This window comes from Pseudomonas sp. IPO3774 (genome assembly GCF_013386835.1).
Classification (GTDB): Bacteria; Pseudomonadota; Gammaproteobacteria; order Pseudomonadales; family Pseudomonadaceae; genus Aquipseudomonas.
The window spans coordinates 78,535-104,551 of the sequence record NZ_JACAQY010000013.1 but is presented as its reverse complement, the minus strand read 5'-3'; the positions used below and the strand labels follow the sequence as shown (position 1 = coordinate 104,551).

The window sequence follows — 26,017 nt, the reverse complement described above, 5'->3', positions numbered from 1 at the left end:
AGGAAGAACGACCATGACTATCAAAGCCATCAACGTGCGTAACCAGTTCAAAGGCACCATCAAGGAAATCGTCGAAGGCGACGTGCTGTCGGAAATCGACGTACAGACCGCGTCCGGCATCGTCACTTCCGTGATCACCACCCGCTCGGTGAAAGAGCTGGAACTGGTGATCGGCAGTGAAGTGATTGCCTTCGTGAAATCCACCGAGGTGTCGATCGCCAAGTTGTGATCAATGGTTCGCACAAACCCCGAAGGTGAAAGCCTGTCGGGGTTTTTGTCGTTCTCAAGATTGCTTTCGCGAGCAAGCCCGCTCCCACATTTGACCGAGTTCTACCTTTGGAATACGGTCGAATGTGGGAGCGGGCTTGCTCGCGAAGAGGCCCGGACAGGCAACAAAAAATCAGAGCGCAGCCACCCGCTTGGGCAAGAACGCCGGCAAGTAGAGCCCCACATACGCATCAAACACCCGCATGCCTTCCTCGGCCATGCGCGGGGTGATTTGCCCGTGCTGATGCACCGAGCGCGCGTAGACGCGGTCGCTCAGTTCCAGGGCCAGGGCAAACACGTCGACATCGGCGGGCAGGCTCGGCACCTCGAAGTGCCGGTTGAACACCTCAAACATCAGGTTTCCCAGCTCCAGGTCGTGCTGGCGGTCGGCCTGTGTCACTTCGGTCAACCCGTGCTGGGCCAGGATCAATTGGCGGGCGGCGGCGTCGTTGCTGTAGATGCTGAGCATGCGCTGCTCCACCACGCAGGACAGGTCGCGCCAGTGCTTGAGTGAATCATGATCGATGGGCGCCTGAATGGCCGCGCGAAAGGCCGCATGAACGTCAGCGGTCAGCGCCTCCAGCAACGCCGGCACGCTGGCGAAGAAGTGATACACCGATGACGGTGGAATCTGCGCCCGTTCCGCCACGCTGTAGATCGACAGGCTGGCCACGCCTTCGGCGGCCAGCAAGGTGCGGGCGGCATCGAGGATCGCGTCGATCCGGGCCTGGCTGCGGGCGCGGGGTTTGCGAGGAGTGGCAGGGCGATTCATTGAAGTCTCCTACAGGGCAGCGGGCATTGTACGCAGAGCCACTGGATGATCCATACCCTGTGGCGAGGGAGCTTGCTCCCGCTGGACTGCGCAGCAGGCCCAAGACCTGCACCTCGGTTCCGCCTGAAAGAACCCGGTGTTCTTATTGGGGCCGCTTCGCAGCCCGGCGGGAGCAAGCTCCCTCGCCACAACAGCCATAAAAAAACGCCGTAGGCCAAAGGCCTGCGGCGTTTTTTTTAGCTCGGCAACCGCTTACACGGTATGCAGGTACCAGTTGTACTCAAGGTCGGAGATGGAGTGTTCGAACTCCTCCAGCTCACTTTCCTTACAGGCGACGAAGATATCGATGTATTTAGGATCGATGTACTTGGCCATCACCTCGCTGTCGTCCAGCTCGCGCAGGGCATCACGCAGGTTGTTCGGCAGGCTCTGTTCGTTCTGCTCGTAGCTGTTGCCTTCCACCGGTGCGCCAGGCTCGATCTTGTTGGTCAGGCCGTGATGCACGCCCGCCAATACCGAAGCCATCAGCAGGTAAGGGTTGGCATCAGCCCCGGCCACACGGTGTTCGATACGTACGGCGTCGGACGAGCCGGTCGGTACGCGAATCGCCACGGTGCGGTTATCCAGGCCCCAGCACGGCGAGTTCGGCACGTAGAACTGTGCGCCGAAACGACGGTAGGAGTTGACGTTAGGGCACAGGAACGCCATTTGGGCGGGTAGGGTCTCCAGCACACCGCCGATCGCGTGACGCAATGCGGCGTTCTGCTCGGGATCCTCGCTGGCAAAGATGTTCTTGCCGTCCTTGTCCAGGATCGAAATGTGTACGTGTAGGCCGTTGCCTGCCTGGCCCGGGTAAGGCTTGGCCATGAAGGTGGTGTCCATCTCATGGTCGTAGGCGATGTTCTTGATCAAGCGCTTGAGCAGTACCGCGTAGTCGCAGGCCTTTATAGGGTCGGCAACGTGGTGCAGGTTCACTTCGAACTGCGCCGGTGCACTTTCCTTGACGATGGCGTCGGCAGGGATGCCTTGCTCTTTTGCACCTTCCAGAATGTCCTGGAGGCAGTCGACGTATTCGTCGAGGTCGTCGATCAGGTAGACCTGTGTCGAGTGCGGGCGTTTGCCGGAGATCGGCGAGCGGGGCGGTTGTGGCCGGCCATTCACGTTCTCCTGGTCAATCAGGTAGAACTCCAGCTCGAATGCGGCGCAGATGGTCAGACCGAGGTCGTCAAATTTGCTTACAACTTGGCGGAGTACTTCGCGAGGATCGGCGAAGAAAGGTTCACCTTCGAGTTCGTGCATGGTCATCAGCAGTTGCGCGGTTGGGCGCTTTTGCCAGGGTTCATTGCACAGGGTGTCGGGGATTGGATAACAGATTCGGTCAGCATCACCGATGTCCAGACCCAGGCCGGTGCTTTCCACCGTTGAGCCGTTGATATCCAGGGCAAATAGAGAGGCAGGCAGGTTAATGCCCTTCTCGTAAACCTTGTGGAGGCTGGTGCGTTCGATGCGCTTGCCGCGCACCACACCATTCATATCCGCAATTAGAAGGTCTACGTACAGAACCTCAGGATGATCCTTAAGGAACGCGTTCGCTTCGTTAAGCTGAACGGCACGCGGGGGTACCGACATGATGCAACACCTTTGTTGTTAAAAATATCAATCATTGATCTCTTCGGGTTTCAGTCAACCCGAACGGCATGCCGAAGTCAAGCGAGGCCTTTTTTGCCCTAAAAAAGCGCCGTGAGGGCTTTTTTGGGGCTTTTTGGGGCAATTTTTTGGGATTGGGGCTCTTGGAACCAGCACGTTTGAGCGGGCCGTGTTGTATTTTTTACGGGGGTGTTGTGTAAAAAAATGAACAAGGCTAAGCTCGATTCAAACCCATAACAGCAATAATACCGGGGTGCTTCATGTCTCGCCTGCCGTTAATCGGCGTCACCGCCTGCTCCAAACAGGTCGGTCTGCATGCTTATCACATCAGTGGCGACAAATACGTCCGTGCAGTGGCCACCGCTGCCAAGGGCTTGCCGTTGATTATTCCGTCCCTGGCGGATCTGCTCGACCCGGCCAATATTCTTGACGGCCTGGACGGCATTCTATTTACCGGCTCACCTTCCAATATCGAACCCTTTCACTACGACGGTCCGGCCAGCGCGCCCGGGACTGCTCATGATTCTGCACGGGACCAAACCACCCTGCCGCTGCTGCGTGCAGCCATAGCGGCCGGCGTTCCGGTACTGGGGATTTGCCGTGGCTTCCAGGAAATGAACGTGGCGTTTGGCGGCAGCCTGCACCAGAAGGTTCATGAGGTGCCGGGCATGATGGATCACCGCGAAGACGACACCCAGCCGCTGGACATCCAGTACGGCCCGGCACATCCGGTAACCATCTCCCCGAATGGGGTATTGGCAAGCCTGGGCTTGCCGTCGACGATCCAGGTCAACTCGATTCATTCACAGGGCATTGATCGCCTGGCGGCCGGTTTCCAGGTCGAGGCCACCGCGCCGGATGGCCTGATCGAAGGCTTTTCAGTGCCCGCGGGCAAGGCTTTTGCTTTAGGAGTGCAATGGCACCCCGAATGGCAGGTAAGCTCTAACCCGCACTACCTCGCAATCTTCCAGGCATTTGGCAATGCCTGTCGAAAGCGGGTGATGCAACGCGACGCGGATGCTGCGTCAACTTACGCCTGACCTTTAATGGATGTCAGGAAACACAGCCCAGAGGCATTTATGAGTAACAACCTCGACCAGCTCACCGATTGGTTGAAAGACCACAAGATCACAGAAGTCGAATGCATGATTGGCGACCTCACCGGCATCACCCGGGGCAAGATCTCGCCGACCAACAAGTTCATCGCCGAAAAAGGCATGCGCCTGCCCGAAAGCGTTCTGTTGCAGACCGTGACCGGCGACTATGTCGAAGACGACATCTATTACGAATTGCTCGACCCGGCCGACATCGACATGATCTGCCGCCCGGACGAGAACGCGGTGTACCTCGTGCCCTGGGCCATAGAGCCTACGGCCCAGGTGATCCACGACACCTACGACAAGCAAGGCAACCCGATCGAGCTGTCGCCGCGCAACGTGCTCAAGAAAGTCCTCAAGCTCTACGCCGACAAGGGCTGGCAGCCCATCGTGGCGCCGGAGATGGAGTTCTACCTGACCAAACGCTGCGAAGACCCGGACTTCCCGCTGCAACCGCCGATTGGCCGCTCCGGTCGCCCGGAGACTGGCCGCCAGTCCTTCTCTATAGAAGCGGCCAACGAATTCGACCCGTTGTTCGAAGACGTCTACGACTGGTGCGAATTGCAGGAACTGGACCTCGACACGCTGATCCACGAAGACGGCACGGCGCAGATGGAAATCAACTTCCGTCACGGCGACGCACTGTCCCTGGCCGACCAGATCCTGGTGTTCAAGCGCACCATGCGCGAAGCGGCGCTCAAGCACGACGTGGCGGCCACCTTCATGGCCAAGCCCATGACCGGCGAGCCCGGCAGTGCAATGCACCTGCACCAGAGCATCATCGATATCGCCACCGGCAAGAACGTGTTCTCCAATGAAGACGGGACCAAGAGCGAGCTGTTCCTGCACCACATCGGCGGCCTGCAGAAATTCATCCCCGAGCTGTTGCCGCTGTTCGCCCCTAACGTCAACTCGTTCCGCCGCTTCCTGCCCGACACCTCGGCGCCGGTCAACGTGGAGTGGGGCGAAGAGAACCGCACCGTTGGCCTGCGGGTTCCGGACGCCGGCCCACAAAACCGTCGGGTGGAAAACCGCCTGCCCGGTGCCGACGCCAACCCGTACCTGGCGATTGCCGCCAGCTTGCTGTGTGGCTACATCGGCATGGTCGAAGGCATCAGCCCAAGCGCGCCGGTGGTGGGCCGTGGTTACGAGCGCCGCAACCTGCGCCTGCCGCTGACCATCGAAGACGCCCTGGAACGCATGGAAAACAGCAAGACCATCGAGAAATACCTGGGTCACAAATTCATCACAGGCTACGTCGCGGTCAAGCGGGCCGAGCATGAAAACTTCAAGCGCGTGATCAGTTCGTGGGAGCGGGAATTCCTGCTCTTCGCCGTCTGATGCGCCGGGCGCGCCCTTCAAACGGCGCGTCCTCACCTGAAACATCTAGGAGATTGGTATGTCCAGCAACAACCCGCAAACCCGTGAATGGCAAGCCTTGAGCAGCGATCACCACCTGGCGCCGTTCAGCGACTTCAAGCAATTGAAAGAGAAAGGCCCACGGATCATCACCAAAGCCCACGGCGTTTACCTGTGGGACAGCGAAGGCAACAAGATTCTCGACGGCATGGCCGGCCTGTGGTGCGTGGCGATCGGTTACGGTCGCGATGAACTGGCTGATGCGGCCGCCAAGCAGATGAAAGAACTGCCTTACTACAACCTGTTCTTCCAGACCGCCCACCCGCCGGTGCTGGAACTGGCCAAAGCCATCTCCGATATCGCCCCGCAAGGCATGAACCACGTGTTCTTCACCGGCTCCGGCTCCGAAGGCAACGACACCATGCTGCGTATGGTCCGCCACTACTGGGCGATCAAAGGCCAGCCGAACAAGAAAACCATCATCAGCCGCAAGAATGGCTACCACGGTTCAACCGTGGCCGGCGCCAGCCTGGGCGGCATGACGTATATGCATGAACAAGGCGACTTGCCGATCCCGGGCATCGTCCACATCGCCCAGCCTTACTGGTTCGGCGAAGGCGGCGACATGAGCCCGGAAGAATTCGGCGTGTGGGCGGCCAACCAGCTGGAAGAGAAGATCCTGGAACTGGGCGTGGACAACGTCGGTGCCTTTATTGCCGAGCCGATCCAGGGTGCCGGTGGCGTGATCGTGCCGCCAGACAGCTACTGGCCGCGCATCAAGGAAATCCTCGCCAAGTACGACATCCTGTTCGTGGCTGACGAAGTGATCTGTGGGTTTGGCCGCACCGGTGAGTGGTTCGGTAGCGATTTCTACGGCCTCAAGCCCGACATGATGACCATCGCCAAGGGCCTGACCTCCGGCTACATCCCGATGGGCGGCCTGATCGTGCGCGACGAAGTGGTCGCCGTGCTGAACGAAGGCGGTGATTTCAACCACGGCTTCACCTATTCCGGTCACCCGGTGGCGGCAGCGGTAGCCCTGGAAAACATCCGCATCATGCGCGATGAACAAATTGTTAAGCACGTGCACGACGAAACGGCACCCTATTTGCAAAAGCGTTTGAGGGAACTGGCTGATCACCCGCTGGTGGGTGAAGTTCGCGGTGTGGGCATGCTCGGTGCTATCGAACTGGTTCAGGACAAGGCAACGCGCAAGCGTTATGAAGGCCGTGGTGTTGGCATGATCTGCCGCACGTTCTGCTTCGAGAATGGCCTGATCATGCGCGCCGTGGGCGACACCATGATCATTTCGCCACCGCTGGTGATCAGCAAGGCCGAGATAGACGAGTTGGTGACCAAGGCGCGGCACTGCCTGGACCTGACTTTGGCGGCATTGCAGGGCTAAATGCTAGGCTCAGAACGCAGCGCCTGTCGGGCGCTGCTTCTGGGGTGTTAGAAAAGCGGGGCATTGGTTGAAAGCCGGCCCCTGAACTTGCCAGACTGTCGCCCTGTTTTGTCGCCCTTAGACGGGCTGCGAAACACGTTGTAATTAAAGAACGAACGTGGCCCAAAAAAGAAAAAATTGGAGCATGACCGAATGAAGGCATTAGGTTTGAAGAACGCTGGCAAGACCCTCCTGGCCTTGTCCCTGATGGGGGCCATGGCAGGCGCGGCACACGCCGACGATAAAGTGCTGCACGTTTATAACTGGTCCGACTACATCGCACCGGACACCATCGCGAACTTTGAAAAAGAGTCGGGGATCAAGGTGGTCTATGACGTGTTCGACTCCAACGAAACCCTGGAAGCCAAGTTGCTGGCAGGCAAGTCCGGCTACGACATTGTCGTGCCGTCGAACAACTTCCTCGCCAAGCAGATCAAGGCCGGTGTTTACCAGGAACTGGACAAGTCCAAGCTGTCGAACTACGACAACTTGAACAAGTCCCTGCTTAAAGCCGTGTCCATCAGCGACCCGGACAACAAGCACGCCTTCCCGTACATGTGGGGCTCGATCGGCATCGGCTACAACCCGGAGAAGGTCAAGGCCGCACTGGGCATCGACAAGATCGACTCGTGGGACACCATCCTCAAGCCGGAAAACCTCGCCAAGCTCAAAGGCTGCGGTGTGAGCTTCCTCGATTCGCCAACCGAAATGCTGCCAGTGGCACTGCATTATCTGGGCCTGCCGACCGACACCCAGAAGAAGGAAGACCTCAAGCAAGCCGAGGCCCTGTTCCTCAAGCTGCGTCCTTCGATCGGCTACTTTCACTCGTCCAAGTACATTTCCGACCTGGCCAACGGCAACATCTGCGTAGCCGTGGGTTATTCGGGTGACGTGCAACAGGCCAAGTCCCGCGCGGCTGAAGCCGGTGGCAAGGTCAAGGTTGCCTATGACATTCCGAAAGAAGGTGCCGGCAGCTTCTATGACATGGTCGCCATCCCTAAAGATGCCGAGAACGTCGACGCTGCCTACAAGTTCATGAACTACCTGCTGAAGCCGGAAGTCATGGCGGGCATTACCAACAGCGTACGTTTCCCGAACGGTAACGAGAAAGCTACCGCGTTGGTCGACAAAGACATCACCAGCGACCCAGGCATTTATCCGCCAGCGGACGTGCAAGCCAAGCTGTATGCCATTGCTGACTTGCCGGCTGCTACTCAGCGGGAAATGACCCGCAGCTGGACCAAAATCAAATCGGGCAAGTAAAGCCGCTTTGATACCTGTTTTGCTAACTGCCGCGATGCGCGCGGTGGTTAGCGAAACAATTAAATGACAGAAAGTTTTGCCGGATCGGTTTATCGAGGGTAAGTTGCGCGCCGGTTTTGTTGCCGGGCAACAACTTCGGGCCCAACTATTTAAGAGGACCTCCACTTGCCAATTTCTTTATTTCGCAAAGCCTTGCTGGTGGGTGCAGGTATCACGCTGGCTGTCAGCGTGCAGGCCGCGCCGACTGTGCATATTTATAACTGGTCGGACTACATCGGCCCGGACACCCTGGCCAACTTTGAAAAGGCCACCGGCATCAAGCCGGTCTACGACGTGTTTGATTCCAACGAAACCCTGGAAGGCAAGTTGCTCGCCGGGCGTACCGGGTATGACGTGGTCGTGCCGTCGAACCACTTCCTCGGCAAGCAGATCAAGGCCGGGGCGTTCCAGAAGCTCGACAAGTCGCAACTGACCCACTACGCCAACCTCGACCCGGCGCTGCTCAAGCGTCTGGAAAAGAACGACCCGGGCAACCAGTACGCCGTGCCGTATCTGTGGGGCACCAACGGCATTGGCTACAACGTCGACAAGGTCAAGGAAGTGCTGGGCGTCGACAAGATCGACTCCTGGGCCGTGCTGTTCGAGCCGGAAAACATGAAGAAGCTGGCCACGTGCGGTGTGTCGTTCATGGACTCGGCGGATGAAATGCTGCCGGCGGTCCTCAACTACATGGGCCTCAACCCCAACAGCACCAACCCTGAAGACTACAAGAAGGCTGAAGAGAAACTCCTGAAAGTGCGTCCCTACGTGACCTACTTCCATTCTTCCAAATACATCTCGGACCTGGCCAACGGCAACATCTGCGTGGCGGCCGGCTTCTCCGGTGACGTGTTCCAGGCCAAGGCTCGTGCGGCCGAGGCGGGCAAAGGCGTGAACATCGCCTACGTGATTCCGAAAGAAGGCGGCAACCTGTGGTTCGACGTGCTGGCCATCCCCAAGGATGCCACCAACGTCAAAGAGGCCCTCGCCTTCATCAACTATTTGCTGAAACCTGAAGTGATCGCTCAGGTCAGTGATTACGTCGGTTACGCCAACCCTAACCCAGGGGCGGACAAACTGATGGAGCAATCGATACGCACCGACGAAGCGGTTTACCCACCGCAGGCGGTTCTCGACCGGACTTTTGTCAACTTCGAGCTACCCCCGAAAGTGCAACGTTTGATGACCCGTAGCTGGACCAAGGTCAAGACGGGCAAGTAAGGCTTAACGCTCAAACTATCCAAGGCTGGCCCGTATTGGGCGAGCTGCACTCTTTTTATTCTGGGAGTTTCGTAAATGGCAGTTGCCTCCGGCGCCTATAAGAAAGCCCTCGAGGGCGACCAGACACCGAAAAAGGTGCTGGTCAAAATCGACCGGGTCACGAAGAAGTTCGACGAGACGATTGCGGTGGACGATGTGTCCCTGGAAATCAAGAAAGGCGAAATCTTCGCCTTGCTCGGCGGATCGGGTTCGGGCAAATCCACCTTGCTGCGCATGCTCGCAGGCTTCGAGCGCCCAACGGAAGGACGCATTTACCTCGACGGTGTGGACATCACCGACATGCCGCCGTACGAGCGGCCGATCAACATGATGTTCCAGTCCTACGCCTTGTTCCCCCACATGACCGTGGCCCAGAACATCGCGTTTGGCCTGCAGCAGGACAAGATCCCCAAGGCCGAGGTCGACGCCCGCGTGGCCGAGATGCTCAAGCTGGTGCAGATGAGCCAGTACGCCAAACGCAAGCCGCACCAGCTGTCCGGCGGCCAGCGTCAGCGGGTGGCGCTGGCGCGTTCCCTGGCCAAGCGTCCGAAACTGCTGCTGCTCGATGAGCCGATGGGCGCACTCGACAAGAAGCTGCGTTCGCAGATGCAACTGGAGCTGGTGGAGATCATCGAGCGCGTGGGCGTGACCTGCGTGATGGTGACCCACGACCAGGAAGAAGCCATGACCATGGCCGAGCGCATCGCGATCATGCACCTGGGCTGGATCGCCCAGATCGGCAGCCCGATCGACATCTATGAAACGCCGACCAGCCGCCTGGTGTGCGAGTTCATCGGCAACGTCAACATCTTCGACACCCAGGTGGTGGATGACGCCGAAGGCCACGCGGTACTCAAGTGCCCGGACCTGGACCGCGATATCTACGTCGGCTACGGCATCGCCACTTCGGTGGAAGACAAGTCGGTGACCTACGCCATCCGCCCTGAAAAGCTGCTGGTGACCACCGAAATGCCGACCTGCGAGCACAACTGGTCCAGCGGCAAGGTGCACGACATCGCCTACCTCGGCGGCCATTCGGTGTTCTACGTCGAATTGCCGAGCGGCAAGCTGGTGCAATCCTTCGTGGCCAACGCCGAACGCCGTGGCCAGCGCCCTACCTGGGGCGACCAGGTGTACGTGTGGTGGGAAGACGACAGCGGCGTGGTACTTCGCTCATGAACATGAAGAAGTTCAAACGCCAGCTGCAACGAATAACCCCCGGTGGCCGGCATGTGGTCATCGGGATCCCTTTCCTCTGGTTGTTCCTGTTCTTCATGCTGCCGTTCTTCATCGTCTTGAAGATCAGCTTTGCCGAAGCCGACGTAGCGATCCCGCCTTACACCGAGATCTACACCTTCGTTGAACAGAAACTGCAGTTGGTGCTGAACCTGGCCAACTACGGGATGCTGGGCGATGACGAGTTGTACATCGCGGCGTACCTGGGCTCGCTGAAGATGGCGTTTTTCAGCACCATCCTCTGCCTGCTGATCGGCTACCCGATGGCCTACGCCATTGCCAGCGCACGCAAGGAAATCCAGACCGTGCTGGTGCTGCTGATCATGATGCCGACCTGGACTGCGATCCTGATCCGGGTCTATGCGTGGATGGGCATCCTCAGCAACAACGGGTTGCTCAACGGCTTCCTGATGTCCATCGGGTTGATCAACGAACCGCTGCAGATCCTCAACACCAACATCGCGGTGTATATCGGCGTGGTCTATTCGTACCTGCCGTTCATGATCCTGCCGCTGTACGCCAACCTGGTGAAGCACGACCAGAGCCTGCTGGAAGCCGCGTCGGACCTGGGTTCGAGCACCTTCAACAGCTTCTGGAAAATCACCGTGCCGCTGTCCAAGAACGGCATCATCGCCGGCTGCATGCTGGTGTTTATCCCGGTGGTGGGCGAGTTCGTGATCCCCGAACTGCTGGGCGGTCCGGAAACCCTGATGATCGGTAAAGTGTTGTGGCAAGAATTTTTCAACAACCGTGACTGGCCGGTGGCGTCTGCCCTGGCGGTGGTGATGCTGGCGATCCTGATCGTGCCGATCATCCTGTTCAACCGCAGCCAAGCCAAAGAGATGGAGGGCAAGATATGAAGCGCGTCAGTTTCTCAAGCTTCATGCTGGTGGCGGGGTTGCTGTTCATCTACCTGCCGATGCTGATCCTGGTGATCTACTCGTTCAACGAATCCAAACTGGTGACGGTGTGGGGCGGTTGGTCGATCAAGTGGTATGTGGGCCTGTTGGACAACACCCAGTTGATGGGCTCGGTCGGCCGCTCCCTGGAAATCGCCTGCTACACCGCGATTGCGGCGGTGGCACTCGGTACATTGGCGGCGTTCGTGCTGACGCGCATCAGCCAGTTCAAGGGCCGCACGCTGTTCGGCGGCCTGGTGACGGCGCCGCTGGTGATGCCGGAAGTGATCACCGGCCTGTCGCTGTTGCTGCTGTTCGTGGCCATGGCGCAGATGATCGGCTGGCCGCAGGAACGTGGCCTGGTGACCATCTGGATCGCCCACACCACGTTCTGTTCGGCGTATGTGGCGGTGGTGGTGTCGGCGCGCTTGCGTGAGCTGGACCTGTCGATTGAAGAGGCAGCCATGGACCTGGGTGCGCGGCCGTGGAAGGTGTTCTTCCTGATCACCATCCCGATGATCGCGCCGTCGCTGGCGGCGGGCGGCATGATGTCGTTCGCGCTGTCGCTGGATGACCTGGTGTTGGCCAGCTTCGTGTCTGGGCCGGGTTCGACCACGTTGCCGATGGAAGTGTTCTCGGCGGTTCGCCTGGGGGTTAAACCCGAGATCAACGCCGTGGCCAGCCTGATTCTGTTGGCGGTGTCGATCGTGACCTTCCTGGTGTGGTTCTTCAGCCGTCGTGCGGAAGAGCACCGCAAGAAAGCGATCCAGCAGGCGATTGAAGAAGCGGCTGCGGATGGTTGGGAGAAGCCGGCGGATTCGCGTCGGGCTCCAGCACCGGTCTAATCAGGTAGCCCTGAAGAAACCGGATCAAAAATGTGGGAGCGGGCTTGCTCGCGAAAGCGCAGTGTCAGTCACCGGATGTATTGACTGATCCACTGCCTTCGCGAGCAAGCCCGCTCCCACATTTTGATTGCATTCCAATTCGGGTTAAGCAGTCCAAGGCGACTTGCGAATCACCTCGACGAAATTCATCGGCTTGAACCCCGGCTCCTGATCCACCAGCACATCGGTCTTCACGTTGCCAAACGTGGTCTGCGGGCGATGGCGCAGGCCGTCGGCAAACGCGCAGATGATGCACTCCTTGAACCCTTCACCCCGTGGATGCGCATGCACCACCGCTTCGCGCTGCACGCTGGTAAACGCCGCGTACTCCATTCCCAGCACGTCCATTTCCACGCCCGCCGTCACCAACGCCACGGTTGGACGCAAGTGCTTGGGCACCCCCGGTGTGGTGTGCAGGGCGATGGACAACCACACCTGTTCGATGTCGTCATCGCTCAACCCGTAAGGCTTGAGAAAGTCCGCCGCCGCGTTGGCGCCGTCCACTTCAAAGCGTTCGTCGTCACTGCGGTGACCTTCCACCAGGCCCAGGTCGTGGAACATCGCGCCGACGTACAGCAACTCCGGGTTATAGGCCAACTGCTGGCGCTCGCCGCTCAATGCGCCGAACAGGAACACCCGGCGGGAGTGGTGGTACAACAGGTCGGATTCGATGTCGCGGATGTATTCGGTGGTGGCCTTGGCCAGGGCGCTGTCCGGGATCTTGATGCCGGCGATGGTGGTGCTCATGGTCGTTCTCCTCAAGAAAGCGCCGGGGTTGGCGCCGATGAGTCCAGTCTGGTCGCGCGCCCGCGAAGGGGCCATCGCGGCGAGGATGCGATCCCGGCCAATGTGCCGCGATATCGCGCCAAGGCTATGCGCGATCAAATGTAGGAGCTGGCTTGCCTGCGATAGCATCACCTCGGTATACCTGCTACACCGAGGTGTCTGCATCGCCGGCAAGCCAGCTCCTACAAGGGTTGTGTTTATTCAGTTAGAAAAAGGTGTTCCTGCTCATGGGCAAAACCGTCGCCATCCTGATCTTCCCCGGCGTCCAGTCACTGGACGTGACCGGGCCCCTAGATGTGTTCTGCGAGGCCAACCGTTTTCTGCCGCCCGAGGCGCATTACCAGTTGGAGGTGATTGGCCTGGGGCACGGCAACATGGCCTGTTCCAACGGCTTGTCCTTGCAGGCACACCGGCATTTCAGCGAGGCCGTCGAGCCCTACGATTTACTATTGATGGCCGGCGGGCCGCAGTTGCCCTTCGAGGATTTCGGCCCGGTGTTCAATCAATGGCTGCGTGACGCCAGCGCGCGAGCGAAACGTTTCGGCTCCATCTGTAACGGCGCCTTCATGCTCGCCCGCGCCGGGTTGCTGGACGGGCGCACCGTCACCACCCACTGGGGCGACGCTGCCGATCTGGCCGCCTTATGCCCATCGGCCCAGGTCGAAGCCGACCGCCTCTATGTGCAGGACGGCAACCTCTACACCTCGGCCGGGGTGACGGCGGGCATCGACCTGTCGCTGTACCTGCTGGCCCAGGACCACGGCCCGGAAGTCGCCCTCAGCGTGGCCAAGCGCCTGGTGGTGTTCACCCAGCGTTCCGGCGGGCAGTCGCAGTTCAGCCCGTTCCTGACACCCCACGCGCAAGCCACCTCGGCGGTGGCGCTGGTGCAGCTGTATGTATTGGCCAACCTGACGGGCGACCTGACCATCGCCGACCTGGCCAAAGCCGCCAACATGAGCGCGCGCAACTTCTCGCGGGTATTTGCCCGGGAGGCGCAGATCACTCCGGCGGAGTTCGTCGAGCGGGCGCGGGTGGATGCGGCGCGGGTGATGCTCGAAAGCACCCACGCACCGCTCAAGACCGTGGCGTATCAATGCGGCTTTCGCGACGCCCAGCACATGCGCAGTGTGTTCAATCGCCGGCTGGGCGTGACGCCGCAACAATTCCGGCTTAATTTTGCGGCGCCGGTTTGAGCGTGTCATAGGCTTCCAGGGCGCGCAGCGAGTAGATATACGCCGCGCCGGCATTCAGCGAGATCGCGGTGGCCAGGGTCGCGGCCACTTCTTCGCGGGTGGCGCCGGCCTTGATCGCCGCGTCGGCATGCACGCCGATGCAGCCGTCACAGCGGGTGGTGATGGCCACGGCGATGGAAATCAGCTCGCGGGTCTTGGCATCCAGGACGTTATTTTCCTCGGCTGCTTCCCCCAGCGCCATGTAGGCTTTGACCATCTTCGGGTTGCTCTTGCCCAGCGCGCCAAAGGCTTTCTTCACGGTAGGCAGCAAGTCGGACCAGTTATTGAACATCGTGTTAACTCCTGAACGGGTTGGGTGTGAAGCCAGTGTGCGCGGTTCAGGTTTGGCGCTTTTGTTCGATCCACTCACCTTTTTGACCGATGCTCGCAAATGAACTCCATCGACACCCTCATCGCGTTGGCCAACCTGCAGGGCAGCCTGGACCTGCGTTGCCAGTTCCAGGGCGCCTGGGCCATGGACCACGAGCCCGAGCCGCTGGGCGTGGCGCCGTATCACATTGTGCTGGCGGGCACCTGCCGCGCCGAATTGTCCGGCGGGCAGCAGGTGACGTTGGAGGAGGGCAACATCCTGTTGATGCCCGGTGGCGCGACGCACCTGGTGCGCAGCCAGGGCGCGCGGGTAAAGCCGGTGGCGCAGACCGTGATCGAAGGCGGCTTGCTGCCGATCCATCGCCTGGGCGGTGAGCAGCCGGACGTGGACATGCTCTGCGGCAGCTTTCGCTACAACCGCCAGTCGTTGCTGTTCAGTGCGTTGCCGGACTACCTGGTGGTGTCCAGCCGGCAATGGCAGGCCGATGGGCAGCTGGCGGCATTGATCGCACTGTTGCGCAGCGAGGCGGACGGGCAGCGGCTGGGGGCGCGGTTTTTCATTGATGCGCTGTCGTCGGCGTTGTTCACCCTGATCCTGCGGGCATGGCTGACGCAGCAAGCGCCGGTGGCGGGCACCTTTGCCTTGTTGACCGACAAACGCCTGGGCAAGGCCTGGCAGGCGATGCTGGCGGATCCCGGGCATGAGTGGACCATCGACAGCCTGGCCAGCGCCGCGTCGATGTCCCGGGCGACCTTCATGCGTGGGTTTGTCAAAGTGGCGGGCGTGTCGCCGTGGGTGTTGCTGACGCAGTTGCGCATGGAGCTGGCGTTCAACCTGCTGCATCAGTCGCGGCTGAGCCTGACGGATATTGCCGCTCGGGCGGGGTATCAATCCCAGGCGGCGTTCAGCAAGAAATTCAAGGAAACCTACGGTGAGGCGCCGGGGCGGCTGCGTACCCGCTAGAAGCAACAACGCAAATCAAAATGTGGGAGCGGGCTTGCTCGCGAATGCGGAGTGTCAGTCACCAGATGTATTGACTGATCCACCGCATTCGCGAGCAAGCCCGCTCCCACATTGGTTTTTTGTTTCTTCAGTTATTGCGGTGTCCGGGCCGGCAACAGCTTGAGCGTACTACGAGTATTCGCCGTCACTTCCTCATCATTAAAATGCGCCTGCTCATACCCGCCTTCGATGTACGTCTCCGCCTGATCGGAATAGTGCTTGTCGAACGGCACACCACTCTGCCCGACCGGGTTGATGGTCAGCCCATGTGCGGCATCGGCGAAATCAATCAGGCGTCGGGTCGACGGCCCGTACGTCACCGGCCACGGCGCCGGGCCGATCTGTGCGGATTGGTTGTTGGGCACTTCATGGGTGCCGGGAGCGGCAAACGGGCCTACGTTGACGATCTTGTCCAACGGCTTCTGCGAGCCCAGTGGATGGCCGTGGGTCAGGGTGTGGGCCTTGCCCCATTGCCACTGCGATGGATCCTCACCAAAGGTCGCCTTGAGGTGTTGCAGGCTGTTGTCCCAGGCAAGCTTGACGGTCTCGGCGCGGTGGCCATCCCACCACGGCGAATCCGCTGAAGCGGCCAGGCGCGGCAAGGCTGCGTCCACTACCCGAGTGGTGAGCAAGGTCTTGAACATCCCATCGCCCAGTTTCGGGTGGAACACCGCGTCAGTGAGGTTGAACAGGAACTGGTTGAACAGCGTGGCACTGGTGGAGTCCAGCGGGTAATCGCCTTTCCAGGCTGCCAGTTGCTCCACCAGCTTTAACTGCGCCGGGTCCTTGACCACCTCACGCAGCACCGGCAGCAGCGGTGCCAGCAGCCGTGGGCCGTAGGCGGTGGTGGTGCCGAGCTGCAAGGCCTGGCTGTTGTCCACGTCCCATTTCACGCTGTTGTCGCTCAGTTGCGCGTTCAACTGCTGGCCACGGTCTGCCAGGTTGTAATACCCGGGGATCGGCATGCCGGTGGGTGACGCCGGCTGGGCATTGGCGGACACAACATATCCGCGGGCCGGGTTTTCTTCCTGGGGGTTGGCGCTGAATGGGTAGAAACCGAGCTTGTCCGCCTGGGCGGTACTGCCGTCGAGGATAAAGCCCGGGTTGACCCCGGCCGGGCGGATCGGCAATTGCGCTGCCGCCCACCAGCCGATATCGCCCTTGGCATTGGCCCATACGATGTTCAAGCCAGGCGCCTGGACCTTGGCCGCCGCCGCACGCGCTTTGGCGAGGGTATCGGCACGGTTGAGCTGATAGAAACCGTCGAGGATCGGGTTTTCGGTATCCAGGAATGCCCACCACATGGCAATCGGCGTCTTGCCGGCATTCTCGCCGAGCACGTCATTGATGATCGGACCGTGGGGCGAGGTGCGCAGGGTCAGGGTTACCGGGTCCTGGCCCTTGACCGCGATCTGTTGCTCGCTGCTGGTCATGTCCACCCACTTGTCGTGGTACCAGACCTGGTTGGGGTTGTCCGGGTTGACCTTCTCGGCGATCAGGTCGAGGTCATCGTTCTGGAACATGGTCAGGCTCCAGCCGAAATCCTTGTTGTGGCCCAGGAACGCCACCGGCACCAGCGCGTTGTGATAACCGTACAGCTCGAAGCCCGGCGCCGACAGCTGCGCCTCGTACCACACCGACGGCACCGAGAAACGGATATGCGGGTCACCCGCCAGCAACGGTTTGCCGCTCTTGGTGCGGCTGCCGCTGATGGCCCAGGCGTTGCTGCCTTCGAACTGCGGCAGGCCGTTGTCGGCCATGGCCTGTTCGCTCAACTGGGCAATGGCGCCGAGGTCTTTCCAGTCACCGGCCGCCAGGTTCAGCGCGCCCTTGGGCTGCCAGTCGAGGTCGAAGACCTTCAGGTAGTCGTTGCCCAACTGATCGCGTACGTAGGTCAGCAAGGGTTCGGTGCGGAAGGCTGCGGCAAAGCTGTAGGCCAGGTAGCCGGCGACGCTGATGGTGTCTTCGGCGGTGAACGGGCGCTTGGGGATGCCCAGTACGTCGAACTCCATGGGTTTGGCGTGGCTGTCCTGATACTGGTTGACCCCGTCCAGGTAGGCTTGCAGGGCCTTCCAGGACGCAGACTCATGGTCCATGTGCTCGACGTAGCTCAAGGCGCGCTCGCGAATGCGCAGGCTGCGAAATAGCTTGTCGGTCTCCAGCAGCTTGGGCCCCAGCACCTCGGCCAGCTCGCCACGGGACAGGCGCCGCATGATCTCCATCTGGAACAACCGGTCCTGGGCATGTACGTAGCCGAGGGCACGGTACAGGTCAGTCTCGTTCTCGGCGCGGATATGCGGCACGCCTCGGTCGTCGTAGCGCACCGTGACCGAACCTTGCAGATGGGCCAGCTCCACCGTGCCCTGGCGGGTCGGCTGCTTGCTGTACACGTACCAGCCGGCGCCAACCATAAGGGCTACGAGCAGGATGGCCAGCGCGGTCAGGATGCGTTTCATGGGTTGTCCCTTATTAGTCGGTCACCGTGAAGATTCGGGCAGTTTAGTGGGTTTGGCGAGCGCTGCGGAAAATGCTCTCGGGTTCGTGCTCCCTGAACCTGAGCTGCATGAAGTGGGGGTTCTGAAGTGGGCCGCGGGTGGGCGGAGTATTATGTTTACTCTGTTACATGAAACCAGCGGCGCGATGATTCACCCCGTCATCCGGGCGCGCCTTTGCTATCACTTTCGGAATGCAATTTATGACAGATCCCAGCCGTGCACAGGTGCCTTATGCCTGCTGCATGGAAACGCCATCGCTGATCAGCAATTTTTTGCGATACCCGCCGGCGGGCTTCACTGCCCAGCTGTCAGCACAGGGACTGCCGTACTTTTTCACCCGGTTCGACCTGCAGACCACCGCCGACGATGAGCTGCGTAGCCGCCTGCGCAGTTGGCCGGGGTACCGTTTGTGGCAGTCATGGCTGCATATCGACACCTGTTTTATCGGCACCACGGTCAGCGAATATTCCCCGTTCCCGCTGAACGTACCGCCACAGGACATGGCGCAATGGCTGCAACAGGAGTGTGCACCGCAACGCAAGCTCACCATCGTCAAGGATGTGCCGCTGGATTCTCCGCTGCTCAGCGTTGAGGACAATCGCTACGCACACGCGTTGATCGAGGCCTGCACCCAGCGCGGATTCATCAATGTAGAGGGCCAGGCGCTGGCCTATGTACCGATCGACTTCAGCTCGACGGATGAGTATCTGTCGCGGTTGTCCCACAGCCGTCGCCGCAATATCCGCCGCAAGCTACGCAGCCGTGATGAGCTGCGCATCGAGATCCTGGACACCGGCGATGCCCGCTTCAGCGATGAGCAATGGCAGCAGGAACTGTATCGGCTGTACAAGGCGGTGTACGCACAGAGCGAAATCCACTTCGACTTGCTCACGCCCGAATTCTTCATCCAGTTGCTCACCGATGCCGACAGCGGCGGGCATGTGTTCTGCTACTGGGACGAGGACGAACTGGTTGGCTATAACCTGTGCTACCAGCAAGACGGCAAGTTGCTCGACAAGTACATCGGCCTGAACTACCCGCTGGCGCTGGAGCACAACCTGTACTTCGTCAGCTGGTTTGTGAACCTGGAGTTCGCCCTGGAAAAGGGCCTGCAGTTTTATGTCGCGGGGTGGACCGACCCACAGGTCAAGTCCAGCCTCGGCGCCAAGTTCACGTTTACCCGCCATCTGGTGTGGGTGAGGAACCCGCTGCTGCGCAAAGTGATGAACCGTTTCCGGCACCATTTTGAAAGCGATACCCAGTGGCAGCAGGAGCAAACCGCATGAGCCAGGCCCGTCCCGCATTGATCCTCGATTTTGACGGGGCCGTGAATAACATTCCCGGCGCCCTTACCCTGCCGTTGCAAGCCTGGCAGGAGAAAATCCGTTTCGGCTGCCGCTGGGCGCAGTTCAAGGAGCTGGAGAGCGCCCTGCACGCGCAGATGCCCAGCGATTACGGCTGTGTGTTTACCGGCAGCGGTGATTATCACCACCTCAGCCAGCTGTTGTTGAACCGTCTTCCCACCCAGCAAAAGATCCAGCTGATCATTTGCGATAACCACCCGGACAACATGCGTTATCCGTTTGGTATCCATTGTGGGTCCTGGGTCTACTGGGCCAGCCGCCTGCCGCAGGTCGAGCACGTTCACGTGCTGGGCATTGGCTCGCCGGACATTTCCCTTAAGCACGCCTGGGAGAATCACTGGTCGCCGCTGGTGAAACGCAAGCTGACCTACTGGAACACCAACGTCGATACCCGCTGGTTGAACTGGATCGGCGCAGGCCGCAGCAATCGTGCATTCACCAGCGCGGACGAGTTGATGAGCGCGTTCCTGGCGCAGCTCGACCCTTCGCTGCCGGTGTATCTCTCCATCGACAAAGACGTGCTGAGCCCGCAGGTGGTGAATACCAACTGGGACCAGGGCGAGTTTCTGGAGAAGCATTTAAATGCGCTGATCGATGCCTGCCACGGCAGCATTATTGGCGCGGACATTACCGGCGACGTGTCCGCCTACCACTACCAGAGCAAGTTCAAGCGCTGGCTGAGTGCGTCGGATGGCCAGGAAGAGCTGCCGGAGAACCAGGTGGTGATCTGGCAACAGCAGCAGAATGAGCTGAATGCGCGCTTGTTGACCCGTATCGATCAAAGCTGGGCCTAGCGTTTAAGAATCCGCCGCAGATGATCCAGCACTTGCTCGAACAGCTCGTCCGTCAGCCAGTGGCTATTGCTGATCGACAGTGTCTGGGCGGCGAAGCTTTGCGCGCGGGGGATATCGGCGCCTTGCTGTAACAGCGGGGTGAGTGCCGGGTAGCCCGGCAATACGTGGATGAACAGGCGGGTCACGCCCAGGCCTGCCGTCCACAGCTGCGCCATCGCGGTATCGCGGGTTTGTGCGCTGGGCATCACCACCATCAGGAACGGCCAGGTGCCTTGCTGGCCCGGGCTGTCGGTCAACACCGACACGCCGGGCAAGCTGCTCAGCTGCGCCACGCGACGCAAGGCCCGCAGGCGGCCTTGCTGCAAATGCTCGGGCAAGCGTGCCAGGGCTGCGGCGCCGACCTTCTGGCGATAGCCGCCCAACCGGTGCAACGGAATATCGTTGACGGAAAAATCATCGCCCACCGCCGCCACTTCATCGCCCCGCGCCAGCGCCGCCCGCAGCGGTTTGCCGTACACGTACTTCAGCCCGCGGGGCTGATACGCCGCGGCATAGCCCCACAGCTCGGCGCTGCGTTGCACTTCCCAGCGCAGGCTGAAGGGCAAGTCCTGCCGGCATTGCTGGTGCAACGCCTGATGCAGCGCCGGATTCCGGCTGAACAACACACCGCCTTCAGCCGTGGTCAGGCCTTTGCCCAGCGCCATGCTGAAAAAGCCGATGTCGCCTTTCAGTCCGACGCTTTTTCCATCATCCAGCGCGCCCATGGCCTGGGCGGCGTCTTCGATCACCGCAATGCCGAGTGGCTCGGCAATGCGCTTGGCAGCCTCCACATCCGCCACACGCCCGGCCAGGTGAGTGACGACGATCGCCAAGGTGTTTTGGTTGCACAGCTGCGCCAGCTGGTGTTCGTCCAGGTCGATGCTGCCGGGCTGCAGATCGCACGCCACCACGCGCAAAGGCGGGCAGTGATGGGCCGCCAGGGCCACCAGCGGGCAGGTATAGGCCGGCACGATAAGCTCGGTGCGCCCCGGCGTGCGCTGCTGCAACACCCGCAGCGCCATGATCAGCGCGGCGGTGCCGGAGCAGGGCAGGGCCGGCAGCGGGATGTCGAGCTGTCGGGCCAGGTCGCGGGCCAGGTCGCCCGAGCGGTTGAACAAGTCCTGCCAGCGCAGGGGAAGCCCCGCCGTTGGCGGAATCTCCCGCTGGCTGACAACGGGCGTCATGACGCCAGCGTCTGCGAGGGTTCGGCCTCGACGGTCTTGCTTTCTTTGTCTTCGCTGCGCGCCAGGCACAGGATGCCCGCAATGATCAGCGCGCCGCCGACGACCTTGGGCAGGGTCAAGGTGTCATTGAATAGCCACACGGAGATCAGCGTCACGCTGATCAGCTCCAGGTGGGAGGCCGCAAACGCCGGGCCCACCGGGGCGTATTTCAACAGCGTCATCCAGGTGAAAAACGCGCCGATGTAGCCCACGAATGCGCCGTAGATCCATGGCGCACCGAACACGCGGATCAACCAGGCGGCGTCCATCGTCAGCGGTTCGGCATGAATCGAGGCGAACTTGAAACTGACCTGCGCCAAGGTATCGAAAATGATCAGCGACAGAAAACCCAGGATATAAAACCGTTTCATTACTCGAACCCCACGACGGTCACGCCACAGGCGATCAGCATGATGCCGATCAACCGCCATTTGCTCAGGCTTTCCTTGAACAGGAAACGCCCGGCAATCATGATCACGACAATATTGATGGAGCCCAGCATCACCCCGACCGACAACGGCACCAGTGTCAGGAAGGCCAGCCACAGCACGAATTCGAACACATAGCAGATGATGCCCAGCCAGATCCACGGACGCTTGAGCATATGGCGCCAGTGGGCCATGCCGTCATGCTCGGCGCTGGCTGAGGCTGCGGCTTTGAACGCCAACTGGCCGGACGTATCAACGATGACGTTGAGTATCCAGAGGATGATGGTTAATTGGCTCATGTGTTCCCGTGTCGTCTGCTTGTACGGCTAGTTGCTTACGATACAGGAGCGTGCCGATACAGTTGTTCGAGTTTGTCGAACGAACAGCCTCTGTTCAGCTTGCCGGGTCAGGGTGGAGACGTTTCCCCGTTCCACTCGCAGTAACAGCCGACCGCCAGGGTGTGGGTCGCATTGACCTCGCGTCCGCCTTCGAGGGCTTGCAGGATCGGCTCGATAAAGCTGTTGCTGGAGTTACACGTCAACCCTTCGCTGTAGGGCCCGAAATACGCCAGCTTGCCGCTGCGGTCCCAGATGCCCACGGCAGGGCTGGCCGGCAGATGCTGGGCACCGGGCACGGCCTTGAGGGCCTTCATCGAGCCCAGGGTGGCGGGCAACTGCCCGTGGCTGCCGGCTTTCTGCAGGGAATAGAACTCCACGCCCTGGGGGGCGTACTGCTCGATCAACTCGCCAAGGTGCTGCTGGTTGCCGACATTGCACGGGCAGGCGGGGTCCCAGAAGTGCACCAGGCGGATCGGGCCCGGGCCGGCAAGCTCGGCCGGCAGGCTCAGGCTGTCACCGGAAAACACCGCCGTATGCTCACTGAATGCCCGCAGGTAGCGTCCCTGGAACCAGTCATACGCCGCCCACAACACCCCGGCGCAAATGATCACGATCAGGCTGGCGAAGAGGGTGGTGCGGTAGGGCTGTCGCATTTGGATCAATCCTCGGAGGACGCGTAGCTTGCCATGCTTGCCCTGACAGATGAATATCGCGGCTCGATATTCATCTGTTCAATGCGTTGAAGCCACAGTCTGGAAGTTCTTATGCCCGTTACGTTTGACCCTGATCATCTACGCGAAAGCTTGCGCCCACTGGTGGACGCGCAGCCGCTTTCAGCCGAGGCCCGGGTCTACCAGCGCTTCTACGGCCTGGACCTCGCTGCCCGCAAGGTGCCCGCGACAAGCCGCCTGGGGCGGTTTGCGGTGGATGGGTTCGACGTGGTCTGCCAGGTGTGGTGGCCACCGGTGCCGGTGGCGACGATGTTCCTGTTCCATGGCTTCTACGACCATATGGGCCTGTACCGGCATGCCGTGGACTGGGCGCTGGACCAGGGTTTTGTGGTGATCGCCTGCGACTTGCCGGGCCATGGCCTGTCCAGCGGTGAACGGGCCAGCATTGATGACTTTGCGGTGTACCAGGACGTGGTGCAGGCGTTGTTTGAACAGGCCAAGGCGCTGCAGTTGCCGCAGCCGTGGCACTTGTTCGGGCAAAGCACCGGCGGCGCGATTGTGGTGGATCACCTGCTTAGCCATGGCGTCGACAGCCCGGCCCAGGGCAAGACGTTCCTGTTGTCACCGCTGGTGCGGCCCCGCGCCTGGGGCTGGTCGCAGCTCAGTTATTACCTGCTCCGGCCGTTCGTCAAAGGCATTGCCCGGCGCTTCAGCGATAACACCAACGACCCGCAGTTCAAGCCGTTCCTGGAGGCCGACCCGTTGCAGCCACGGCAGTTGCCGACTGCCTGGGTGGGCGCCCTGGCGCGCTGGATCAAACGTGTTGAAGCGGCGCCACGCAGCACGCGGCGGCCGTTGATCGTGCAGGGTGAGGAAGACATGACGGTGGACTGGCAGCACAACCTGAAGGTGCTGCGCAGCAAGTTCGACCAACCGGAGGTGTTGATGCTGCCGCGCGGCAGACATCACTTGGCGAATGAGATTCCGGAGATTCGGCAGCAATACTTCGGGTTTCTCACCGACCACCTGAAATAACGCAATCCAAATGTGGGAGCGGGCTTGCTCGCGAAGGCGGTCGATCAGTTAGCATAACCAGTGACTGGCACACCGTCTTCGCGAGCAAGCCCGCTCCCACAGGGTTACTGCGCCAGGCTCGAGGTGCTTTGGCCGACCGCCAGCCCGGCGCGAATCGCCGCCAGTGCCGCCTTGTAGTACGCCTTGCCCTCCGGCGACTCCGCGAACGTCGCGAACTCTTCCAGCTCCGGGTCGGACAAATCCCGGTAGACGTACAACAGCGTGTTGTTCAGATCATTGCCGATCTGCTGCATCAGGCGCTCACGCTGGCCGTTCAACATGCCCTGCGCCTGGCCTCCGCCCAACAGCCCGGGGATCATCTGGCTCAAGCTGTCGGCCGCCACGCCGGCAATCGCCAGGCTGACTTCAGCCCCGGCTTCCCGCGCAGGCAAGGCCTGGGCCAGGTGGCCGATGATCAGGCTGCGGGTGGCATCGGCTTCCATGTGCGGCAAGCCCTGGGCGTTCTTCGCCAGTTGATCGCGGCGGGTGGCCAGCAACTCGGCGGCGACAATCTTGCGGCCCAGCGGCGACTGGAAGAAGGCCAGTGCCGGCTTAGGGTCCGCCAAATTCTTGCGCAGTTGCGCTTCGGCGCGCTGGTCTACCGACTGGGGCGCGAAGCGTTTATTGCTGTTGTCCACCAGCGCCTGATACACCGCCGGCGGCAGGCTGTTGCGGTAGCGTTGCTGGGCGGCACTGAGGGCGTCATTAAAATGCGCGCGCTGGTCTGCCCAGCCGGCGACCTTGTACAACTGGTCATGGCTGTCTGCCCAGGCGGGCAAAACGCAGAACATCAGCAAGGAAAAAAACAAACGACGCATATGGACTCCTGTCAGTCGGCCACTATTGTCCGTGTCGGGCGTAGGATTTGTCGAGAAATCCTATCGGTCACCTGACTAAAGTGTATTCAGACGCTCGGCGGCTCTGTCGGATTCACAGGCGTATGGATACTATGCGCGCCATGCCCATACCCTCCGATCACCCGCTGCTGTTACGCATTGTCGATGACCTGGCCGCACAAGGCTGGTCGCAGCAGAATATCTTCCTGCCCGAGGCTCTGACCCTCGAACTGGCGGCTGAGTGCCAAAAACGCGCCGCCGAAGGTGAATTGGCGCCCGCGGCGGTCGGACGGGGGCCTTCCCAGGAGATTCGCGAGGGCATCCGGGGTGACCATATCCAGTGGCTGGAGCCGGGCGAGGTGGTGGCCTGCGATAACTACCTGGAGCTGATGGACAGCCTGCGGGTGGCGATGAACCGTGGCCTGTTCCTGGGCCTGGAAGACTTCGAAAGCCACTTCGCGATGTACCCGCCGGGGGCGTTTTACCTCAAGCATGTGGACCGTTTTCGCGATGACGACCGGCGCATGGTGTCGGCGGTGATCTACTTGAACAACGCCTGGCTGCCGGAACATGGCGGCCAGTTGCGCATGTACCTCAAGGGCGACGTCGAATACGATGTGGTGCCCACCGGCGGTTGCCTGGTGGTATTCCTGTCGGGGGAAATCCCCCATGAAGTCATGCCCGCCACCCGCGAACGCCTGTCCCTCACCGGCTGGTTTCGCCGGCGGGGCAACGAGCCGTTTTGATGATGCAAAAGATTCTGGTCAGCCGCTGCCTGCTGGGGCACCGGGTACGCTACGACGGAGGGGCCAGCGGGCCTTTCGATCAATTGGCCGCGTGGCAGGCCGAAGGCCGGGTGGTTGCCGTGTGCCCGGAAGTGGCGGGTGGCTTGCCGACGCCACGGCCGTCTGCCGAAATCCCGGGCGGGCAGGGGATTGACGTGTGGGAAGGCCGCGCCCAGGTGCTGACGGCCCAGGGGGAAGACTTCAGCGAAGCCTTCCTCGATGGCGCCCGCCAGGCATTGGCGCTGGTACAGCGTCACAATATCCGCGTCGCCGTACTCAAGGCCAACAGCCCGTCGTGCGGCAATCTGCTGACCTATGACGGTACCTTCACCGGCGTGAAGGTCACGGGCGAAGGCGTGACGGCGGCCTTGCTCAAGCGCCATGGGGTGCAGGTGTTCAGTGAGCTGGAATTGCCCGAAGCGGCAGCGGCCCTGGCAAAATGCTCAAGCCCG

At 60.8% G+C, this 26,017-nt stretch carries 26 protein-coding genes; 16 read left to right on the top strand and 10 right to left on the bottom strand.

Going from position 1 to position 26,017, the window contains the following annotated elements; translation table 11 throughout:
- Positions 1-13: 13 nt before the first annotated feature.
- The gene (locus HYE77_RS06460; RefSeq protein WP_003213899.1) at positions 14-229 is read left to right on the top strand and encodes a molybdopterin-binding protein; all 216 of its coding nucleotides are present in this window, start codon (positions 14-16) and stop codon (positions 227-229) included.
- A gap of 171 nt (positions 230-400) precedes the next feature.
- Here HYE77_RS06460 and HYE77_RS06455 read toward each other — a convergent pair whose 3' ends face one another.
- Complete coding sequence (locus tag HYE77_RS06455) at positions 401-1,039, bottom strand: TetR/AcrR family transcriptional regulator (protein WP_003213896.1); 639 nt, start codon at positions 1,037-1,039, stop codon at positions 401-403.
- Between the two features lie 252 nt (positions 1,040-1,291).
- A complete protein-coding gene (locus HYE77_RS06450; protein ID WP_003213894.1) occupies positions 1,292-2,668 on the bottom strand; it encodes a glutamine synthetase family protein in 1,377 nt (458 codons plus the stop codon).
- Positions 2,669-2,946: 278 nt separating this feature from the next.
- On the opposite strand from HYE77_RS06450, the gene HYE77_RS06445 reads away from it, so the two are divergent.
- From HYE77_RS06445 to HYE77_RS06410, 8 genes are all read left to right on the top strand, one after another.
- Positions 2,947-3,726 (top strand): gamma-glutamyl-gamma-aminobutyrate hydrolase family protein, encoded by a 780-nt coding sequence (locus HYE77_RS06445; protein WP_003213893.1) that lies wholly within the window; start codon positions 2,947-2,949, stop codon positions 3,724-3,726.
- Positions 3,727-3,765: 39 nt separating this feature from the next.
- Entirely contained in the window at positions 3,766-5,124 is a 1,359-nt protein-coding gene (locus HYE77_RS06440; RefSeq protein WP_003213891.1) for a glutamine synthetase family protein, read from the top strand.
- Between the two features lie 58 nt (positions 5,125-5,182).
- A complete protein-coding gene (locus tag HYE77_RS06435) occupies positions 5,183-6,547 on the top strand; it encodes an aspartate aminotransferase family protein (protein WP_003213889.1) in 1,365 nt (454 codons plus the stop codon).
- Positions 6,548-6,754: 207 nt separating this feature from the next.
- Positions 6,755-7,849, top strand: coding sequence for a polyamine ABC transporter substrate-binding protein (locus HYE77_RS06430; RefSeq protein WP_003213887.1), 1,095 nt, complete (start codon positions 6,755-6,757; stop codon positions 7,847-7,849).
- A gap of 165 nt (positions 7,850-8,014) precedes the next feature.
- On the top strand, positions 8,015-9,109 hold the full coding sequence (locus HYE77_RS06425; RefSeq protein ID WP_102370128.1) for a polyamine ABC transporter substrate-binding protein: 1,095 nt from the start codon (positions 8,015-8,017) through the stop codon (positions 9,107-9,109).
- 75 nt (positions 9,110-9,184) lie between these two features.
- Positions 9,185-10,327, top strand: a complete 1,143-nt coding sequence (locus HYE77_RS06420) for an ABC transporter ATP-binding protein (protein ID WP_003195240.1) — start codon at positions 9,185-9,187, stop codon at positions 10,325-10,327.
- The gene (locus HYE77_RS06415) at positions 10,324-11,244 is read left to right on the top strand and encodes an ABC transporter permease subunit (RefSeq protein ID WP_003213882.1); all 921 of its coding nucleotides are present in this window, start codon (positions 10,324-10,326) and stop codon (positions 11,242-11,244) included. The genes HYE77_RS06420 and HYE77_RS06415 overlap by 4 nt, the downstream gene beginning before the upstream one ends.
- Positions 11,241-12,128 carry an ABC transporter permease subunit gene (locus HYE77_RS06410; protein WP_008438909.1) on the top strand — a complete coding sequence of 296 codons (888 nt, stop codon included), beginning with the start codon at positions 11,241-11,243 and terminating at the stop codon, positions 12,126-12,128. The genes HYE77_RS06415 and HYE77_RS06410 overlap by 4 nt, the downstream gene beginning before the upstream one ends.
- 144 nt (positions 12,129-12,272) lie before the next feature.
- Here HYE77_RS06410 and HYE77_RS06405 read toward each other — a convergent pair whose 3' ends face one another.
- Positions 12,273-12,914 (bottom strand): HD domain-containing protein, encoded by a 642-nt coding sequence (locus HYE77_RS06405; protein WP_003213877.1) that lies wholly within the window; start codon positions 12,912-12,914, stop codon positions 12,273-12,275.
- 266 nt (positions 12,915-13,180) lie between these two features.
- On the opposite strand from HYE77_RS06405, the gene HYE77_RS06400 reads away from it, so the two are divergent.
- On the top strand, positions 13,181-14,146 hold the full coding sequence (locus HYE77_RS06400; protein WP_177068574.1) for a GlxA family transcriptional regulator: 966 nt from the start codon (positions 13,181-13,183) through the stop codon (positions 14,144-14,146).
- Here the strand turns inward: HYE77_RS06400 and HYE77_RS06395 are convergent.
- On the bottom strand, positions 14,124-14,477 hold the full coding sequence (locus HYE77_RS06395) for a carboxymuconolactone decarboxylase family protein (RefSeq protein ID WP_003176771.1): 354 nt from the start codon (positions 14,475-14,477) through the stop codon (positions 14,124-14,126). The genes HYE77_RS06400 and HYE77_RS06395 overlap by 23 nt on opposite strands.
- 99 nt (positions 14,478-14,576) lie before the next feature.
- On the opposite strand from HYE77_RS06395, the gene HYE77_RS06390 reads away from it, so the two are divergent.
- Positions 14,577-15,479 (top strand): AraC family transcriptional regulator, encoded by a 903-nt coding sequence (locus tag HYE77_RS06390; RefSeq protein ID WP_177068573.1) that lies wholly within the window; start codon positions 14,577-14,579, stop codon positions 15,477-15,479.
- A gap of 131 nt (positions 15,480-15,610) precedes the next feature.
- Here HYE77_RS06390 and HYE77_RS06385 read toward each other — a convergent pair whose 3' ends face one another.
- Entirely contained in the window at positions 15,611-17,974 is a 2,364-nt protein-coding gene (locus HYE77_RS06385; RefSeq protein WP_177068572.1) for a penicillin acylase family protein, read from the bottom strand.
- Between the two features lie 239 nt (positions 17,975-18,213).
- Here HYE77_RS06385 and HYE77_RS06380 point away from each other — a divergent pair, with 239 nt between their 5' ends.
- The gene (locus HYE77_RS06380; RefSeq protein WP_177041145.1) at positions 18,214-19,299 is read left to right on the top strand and encodes a GNAT family N-acetyltransferase; all 1,086 of its coding nucleotides are present in this window, start codon (positions 18,214-18,216) and stop codon (positions 19,297-19,299) included.
- Complete coding sequence (locus tag HYE77_RS06375) at positions 19,296-20,171, top strand: hypothetical protein (RefSeq protein WP_003213870.1); 876 nt, start codon at positions 19,296-19,298, stop codon at positions 20,169-20,171. The genes HYE77_RS06380 and HYE77_RS06375 overlap by 4 nt, the downstream gene beginning before the upstream one ends.
- Here HYE77_RS06375 and HYE77_RS06370 read toward each other — a convergent pair.
- The 4 genes from HYE77_RS06370 to HYE77_RS06355 form a co-directional block, all read right to left on the bottom strand.
- Positions 20,168-21,394 (bottom strand): DegT/DnrJ/EryC1/StrS family aminotransferase, encoded by a 1,227-nt coding sequence (locus HYE77_RS06370; protein WP_177068571.1) that lies wholly within the window; start codon positions 21,392-21,394, stop codon positions 20,168-20,170. The genes HYE77_RS06375 and HYE77_RS06370 overlap by 4 nt on opposite strands.
- Positions 21,391-21,804: a multidrug efflux SMR transporter gene (locus HYE77_RS06365; RefSeq protein WP_003213866.1), complete on the bottom strand. Its 414-nt coding sequence runs from the start codon at positions 21,802-21,804 to the stop codon at positions 21,391-21,393. The genes HYE77_RS06370 and HYE77_RS06365 overlap by 4 nt, the downstream gene beginning before the upstream one ends.
- Complete coding sequence (locus HYE77_RS06360; protein WP_003213864.1) at positions 21,804-22,160, bottom strand: EamA family transporter; 357 nt, start codon at positions 22,158-22,160, stop codon at positions 21,804-21,806. The genes HYE77_RS06365 and HYE77_RS06360 overlap by 1 nt, the downstream gene beginning before the upstream one ends.
- 107 nt (positions 22,161-22,267) lie before the next feature.
- Complete coding sequence (locus HYE77_RS06355; RefSeq protein ID WP_003213861.1) at positions 22,268-22,852, bottom strand: DUF6436 domain-containing protein; 585 nt, start codon at positions 22,850-22,852, stop codon at positions 22,268-22,270.
- Positions 22,853-22,963: 111 nt separating this feature from the next.
- On the opposite strand from HYE77_RS06355, the gene HYE77_RS06350 reads away from it, so the two are divergent.
- Entirely contained in the window at positions 22,964-23,905 is a 942-nt protein-coding gene (locus HYE77_RS06350) for an alpha/beta hydrolase (RefSeq protein ID WP_102604100.1), read from the top strand.
- A 104-nt stretch (positions 23,906-24,009) separates the two neighbouring features.
- Here HYE77_RS06350 and HYE77_RS06345 read toward each other — a convergent pair whose 3' ends face one another.
- Complete coding sequence (locus HYE77_RS06345; protein WP_008438922.1) at positions 24,010-24,762, bottom strand: DUF2059 domain-containing protein; 753 nt, start codon at positions 24,760-24,762, stop codon at positions 24,010-24,012.
- Between the two features lie 131 nt (positions 24,763-24,893).
- Here HYE77_RS06345 and HYE77_RS06340 point away from each other — a divergent pair, with 131 nt between their 5' ends.
- On the top strand, positions 24,894-25,526 hold the full coding sequence (locus HYE77_RS06340) for a 2OG-Fe(II) oxygenase (protein ID WP_003213854.1): 633 nt from the start codon (positions 24,894-24,896) through the stop codon (positions 25,524-25,526).
- 2 nt (positions 25,527-25,528) lie between these two features.
- The coding region (locus HYE77_RS06335) for a DUF523 domain-containing protein (RefSeq protein ID WP_177068661.1) at positions 25,529-26,017 on the top strand (489 nt) is incomplete at its 3' end.

Coding starts and splice junctions, on each gene's coding strand:
- HYE77_RS06460 (WP_003213899.1), top strand. CDS start 14: ATGACTATCAAAGCCATCAACGTGCGTAACCAGTTCAAAGGCACCATC.
- HYE77_RS06455 (WP_003213896.1), bottom strand. CDS start 1,039: ATGAATCGCCCTGCCACTCCTCGCAAACCCCGCGCCCGCAGCCAGGCC.
- HYE77_RS06450 (WP_003213894.1), bottom strand. CDS start 2,668: ATGTCGGTACCCCCGCGTGCCGTTCAGCTTAACGAAGCGAACGCGTTC.
- HYE77_RS06445 (WP_003213893.1), top strand. CDS start 2,947: ATGTCTCGCCTGCCGTTAATCGGCGTCACCGCCTGCTCCAAACAGGTC.
- HYE77_RS06440 (WP_003213891.1), top strand. CDS start 3,766: ATGAGTAACAACCTCGACCAGCTCACCGATTGGTTGAAAGACCACAAG.
- HYE77_RS06435 (WP_003213889.1), top strand. CDS start 5,183: ATGTCCAGCAACAACCCGCAAACCCGTGAATGGCAAGCCTTGAGCAGC.
- HYE77_RS06420 (WP_003195240.1), top strand. CDS start 9,185: ATGGCAGTTGCCTCCGGCGCCTATAAGAAAGCCCTCGAGGGCGACCAG.
- HYE77_RS06415 (WP_003213882.1), top strand. CDS start 10,324: ATGAACATGAAGAAGTTCAAACGCCAGCTGCAACGAATAACCCCCGGT.
- HYE77_RS06410 (WP_008438909.1), top strand. CDS start 11,241: ATGAAGCGCGTCAGTTTCTCAAGCTTCATGCTGGTGGCGGGGTTGCTG.
- HYE77_RS06405 (WP_003213877.1), bottom strand. CDS start 12,914: ATGAGCACCACCATCGCCGGCATCAAGATCCCGGACAGCGCCCTGGCC.
- HYE77_RS06400 (WP_177068574.1), top strand. CDS start 13,181: ATGGGCAAAACCGTCGCCATCCTGATCTTCCCCGGCGTCCAGTCACTG.
- HYE77_RS06395 (WP_003176771.1), bottom strand. CDS start 14,477: ATGTTCAATAACTGGTCCGACTTGCTGCCTACCGTGAAGAAAGCCTTT.
- HYE77_RS06390 (WP_177068573.1), top strand. CDS start 14,577: ATGAACTCCATCGACACCCTCATCGCGTTGGCCAACCTGCAGGGCAGC.
- HYE77_RS06385 (WP_177068572.1), bottom strand. CDS start 17,974: ATGAAACGCATCCTGACCGCGCTGGCCATCCTGCTCGTAGCCCTTATG.
- HYE77_RS06380 (WP_177041145.1), top strand. CDS start 18,214: ATGACAGATCCCAGCCGTGCACAGGTGCCTTATGCCTGCTGCATGGAA.
- HYE77_RS06375 (WP_003213870.1), top strand. CDS start 19,296: ATGAGCCAGGCCCGTCCCGCATTGATCCTCGATTTTGACGGGGCCGTG.
- HYE77_RS06370 (WP_177068571.1), bottom strand. CDS start 21,394: ATGACGCCCGTTGTCAGCCAGCGGGAGATTCCGCCAACGGCGGGGCTT.
- HYE77_RS06365 (WP_003213866.1), bottom strand. CDS start 21,804: ATGAAACGGTTTTATATCCTGGGTTTTCTGTCGCTGATCATTTTCGAT.
- HYE77_RS06360 (WP_003213864.1), bottom strand. CDS start 22,160: ATGAGCCAATTAACCATCATCCTCTGGATACTCAACGTCATCGTTGAT.
- HYE77_RS06355 (WP_003213861.1), bottom strand. CDS start 22,852: ATGCGACAGCCCTACCGCACCACCCTCTTCGCCAGCCTGATCGTGATC.
- HYE77_RS06350 (WP_102604100.1), top strand. CDS start 22,964: ATGCCCGTTACGTTTGACCCTGATCATCTACGCGAAAGCTTGCGCCCA.
- HYE77_RS06345 (WP_008438922.1), bottom strand. CDS start 24,762: ATGCGTCGTTTGTTTTTTTCCTTGCTGATGTTCTGCGTTTTGCCCGCC.
- HYE77_RS06340 (WP_003213854.1), top strand. CDS start 24,894: ATGCGCGCCATGCCCATACCCTCCGATCACCCGCTGCTGTTACGCATT.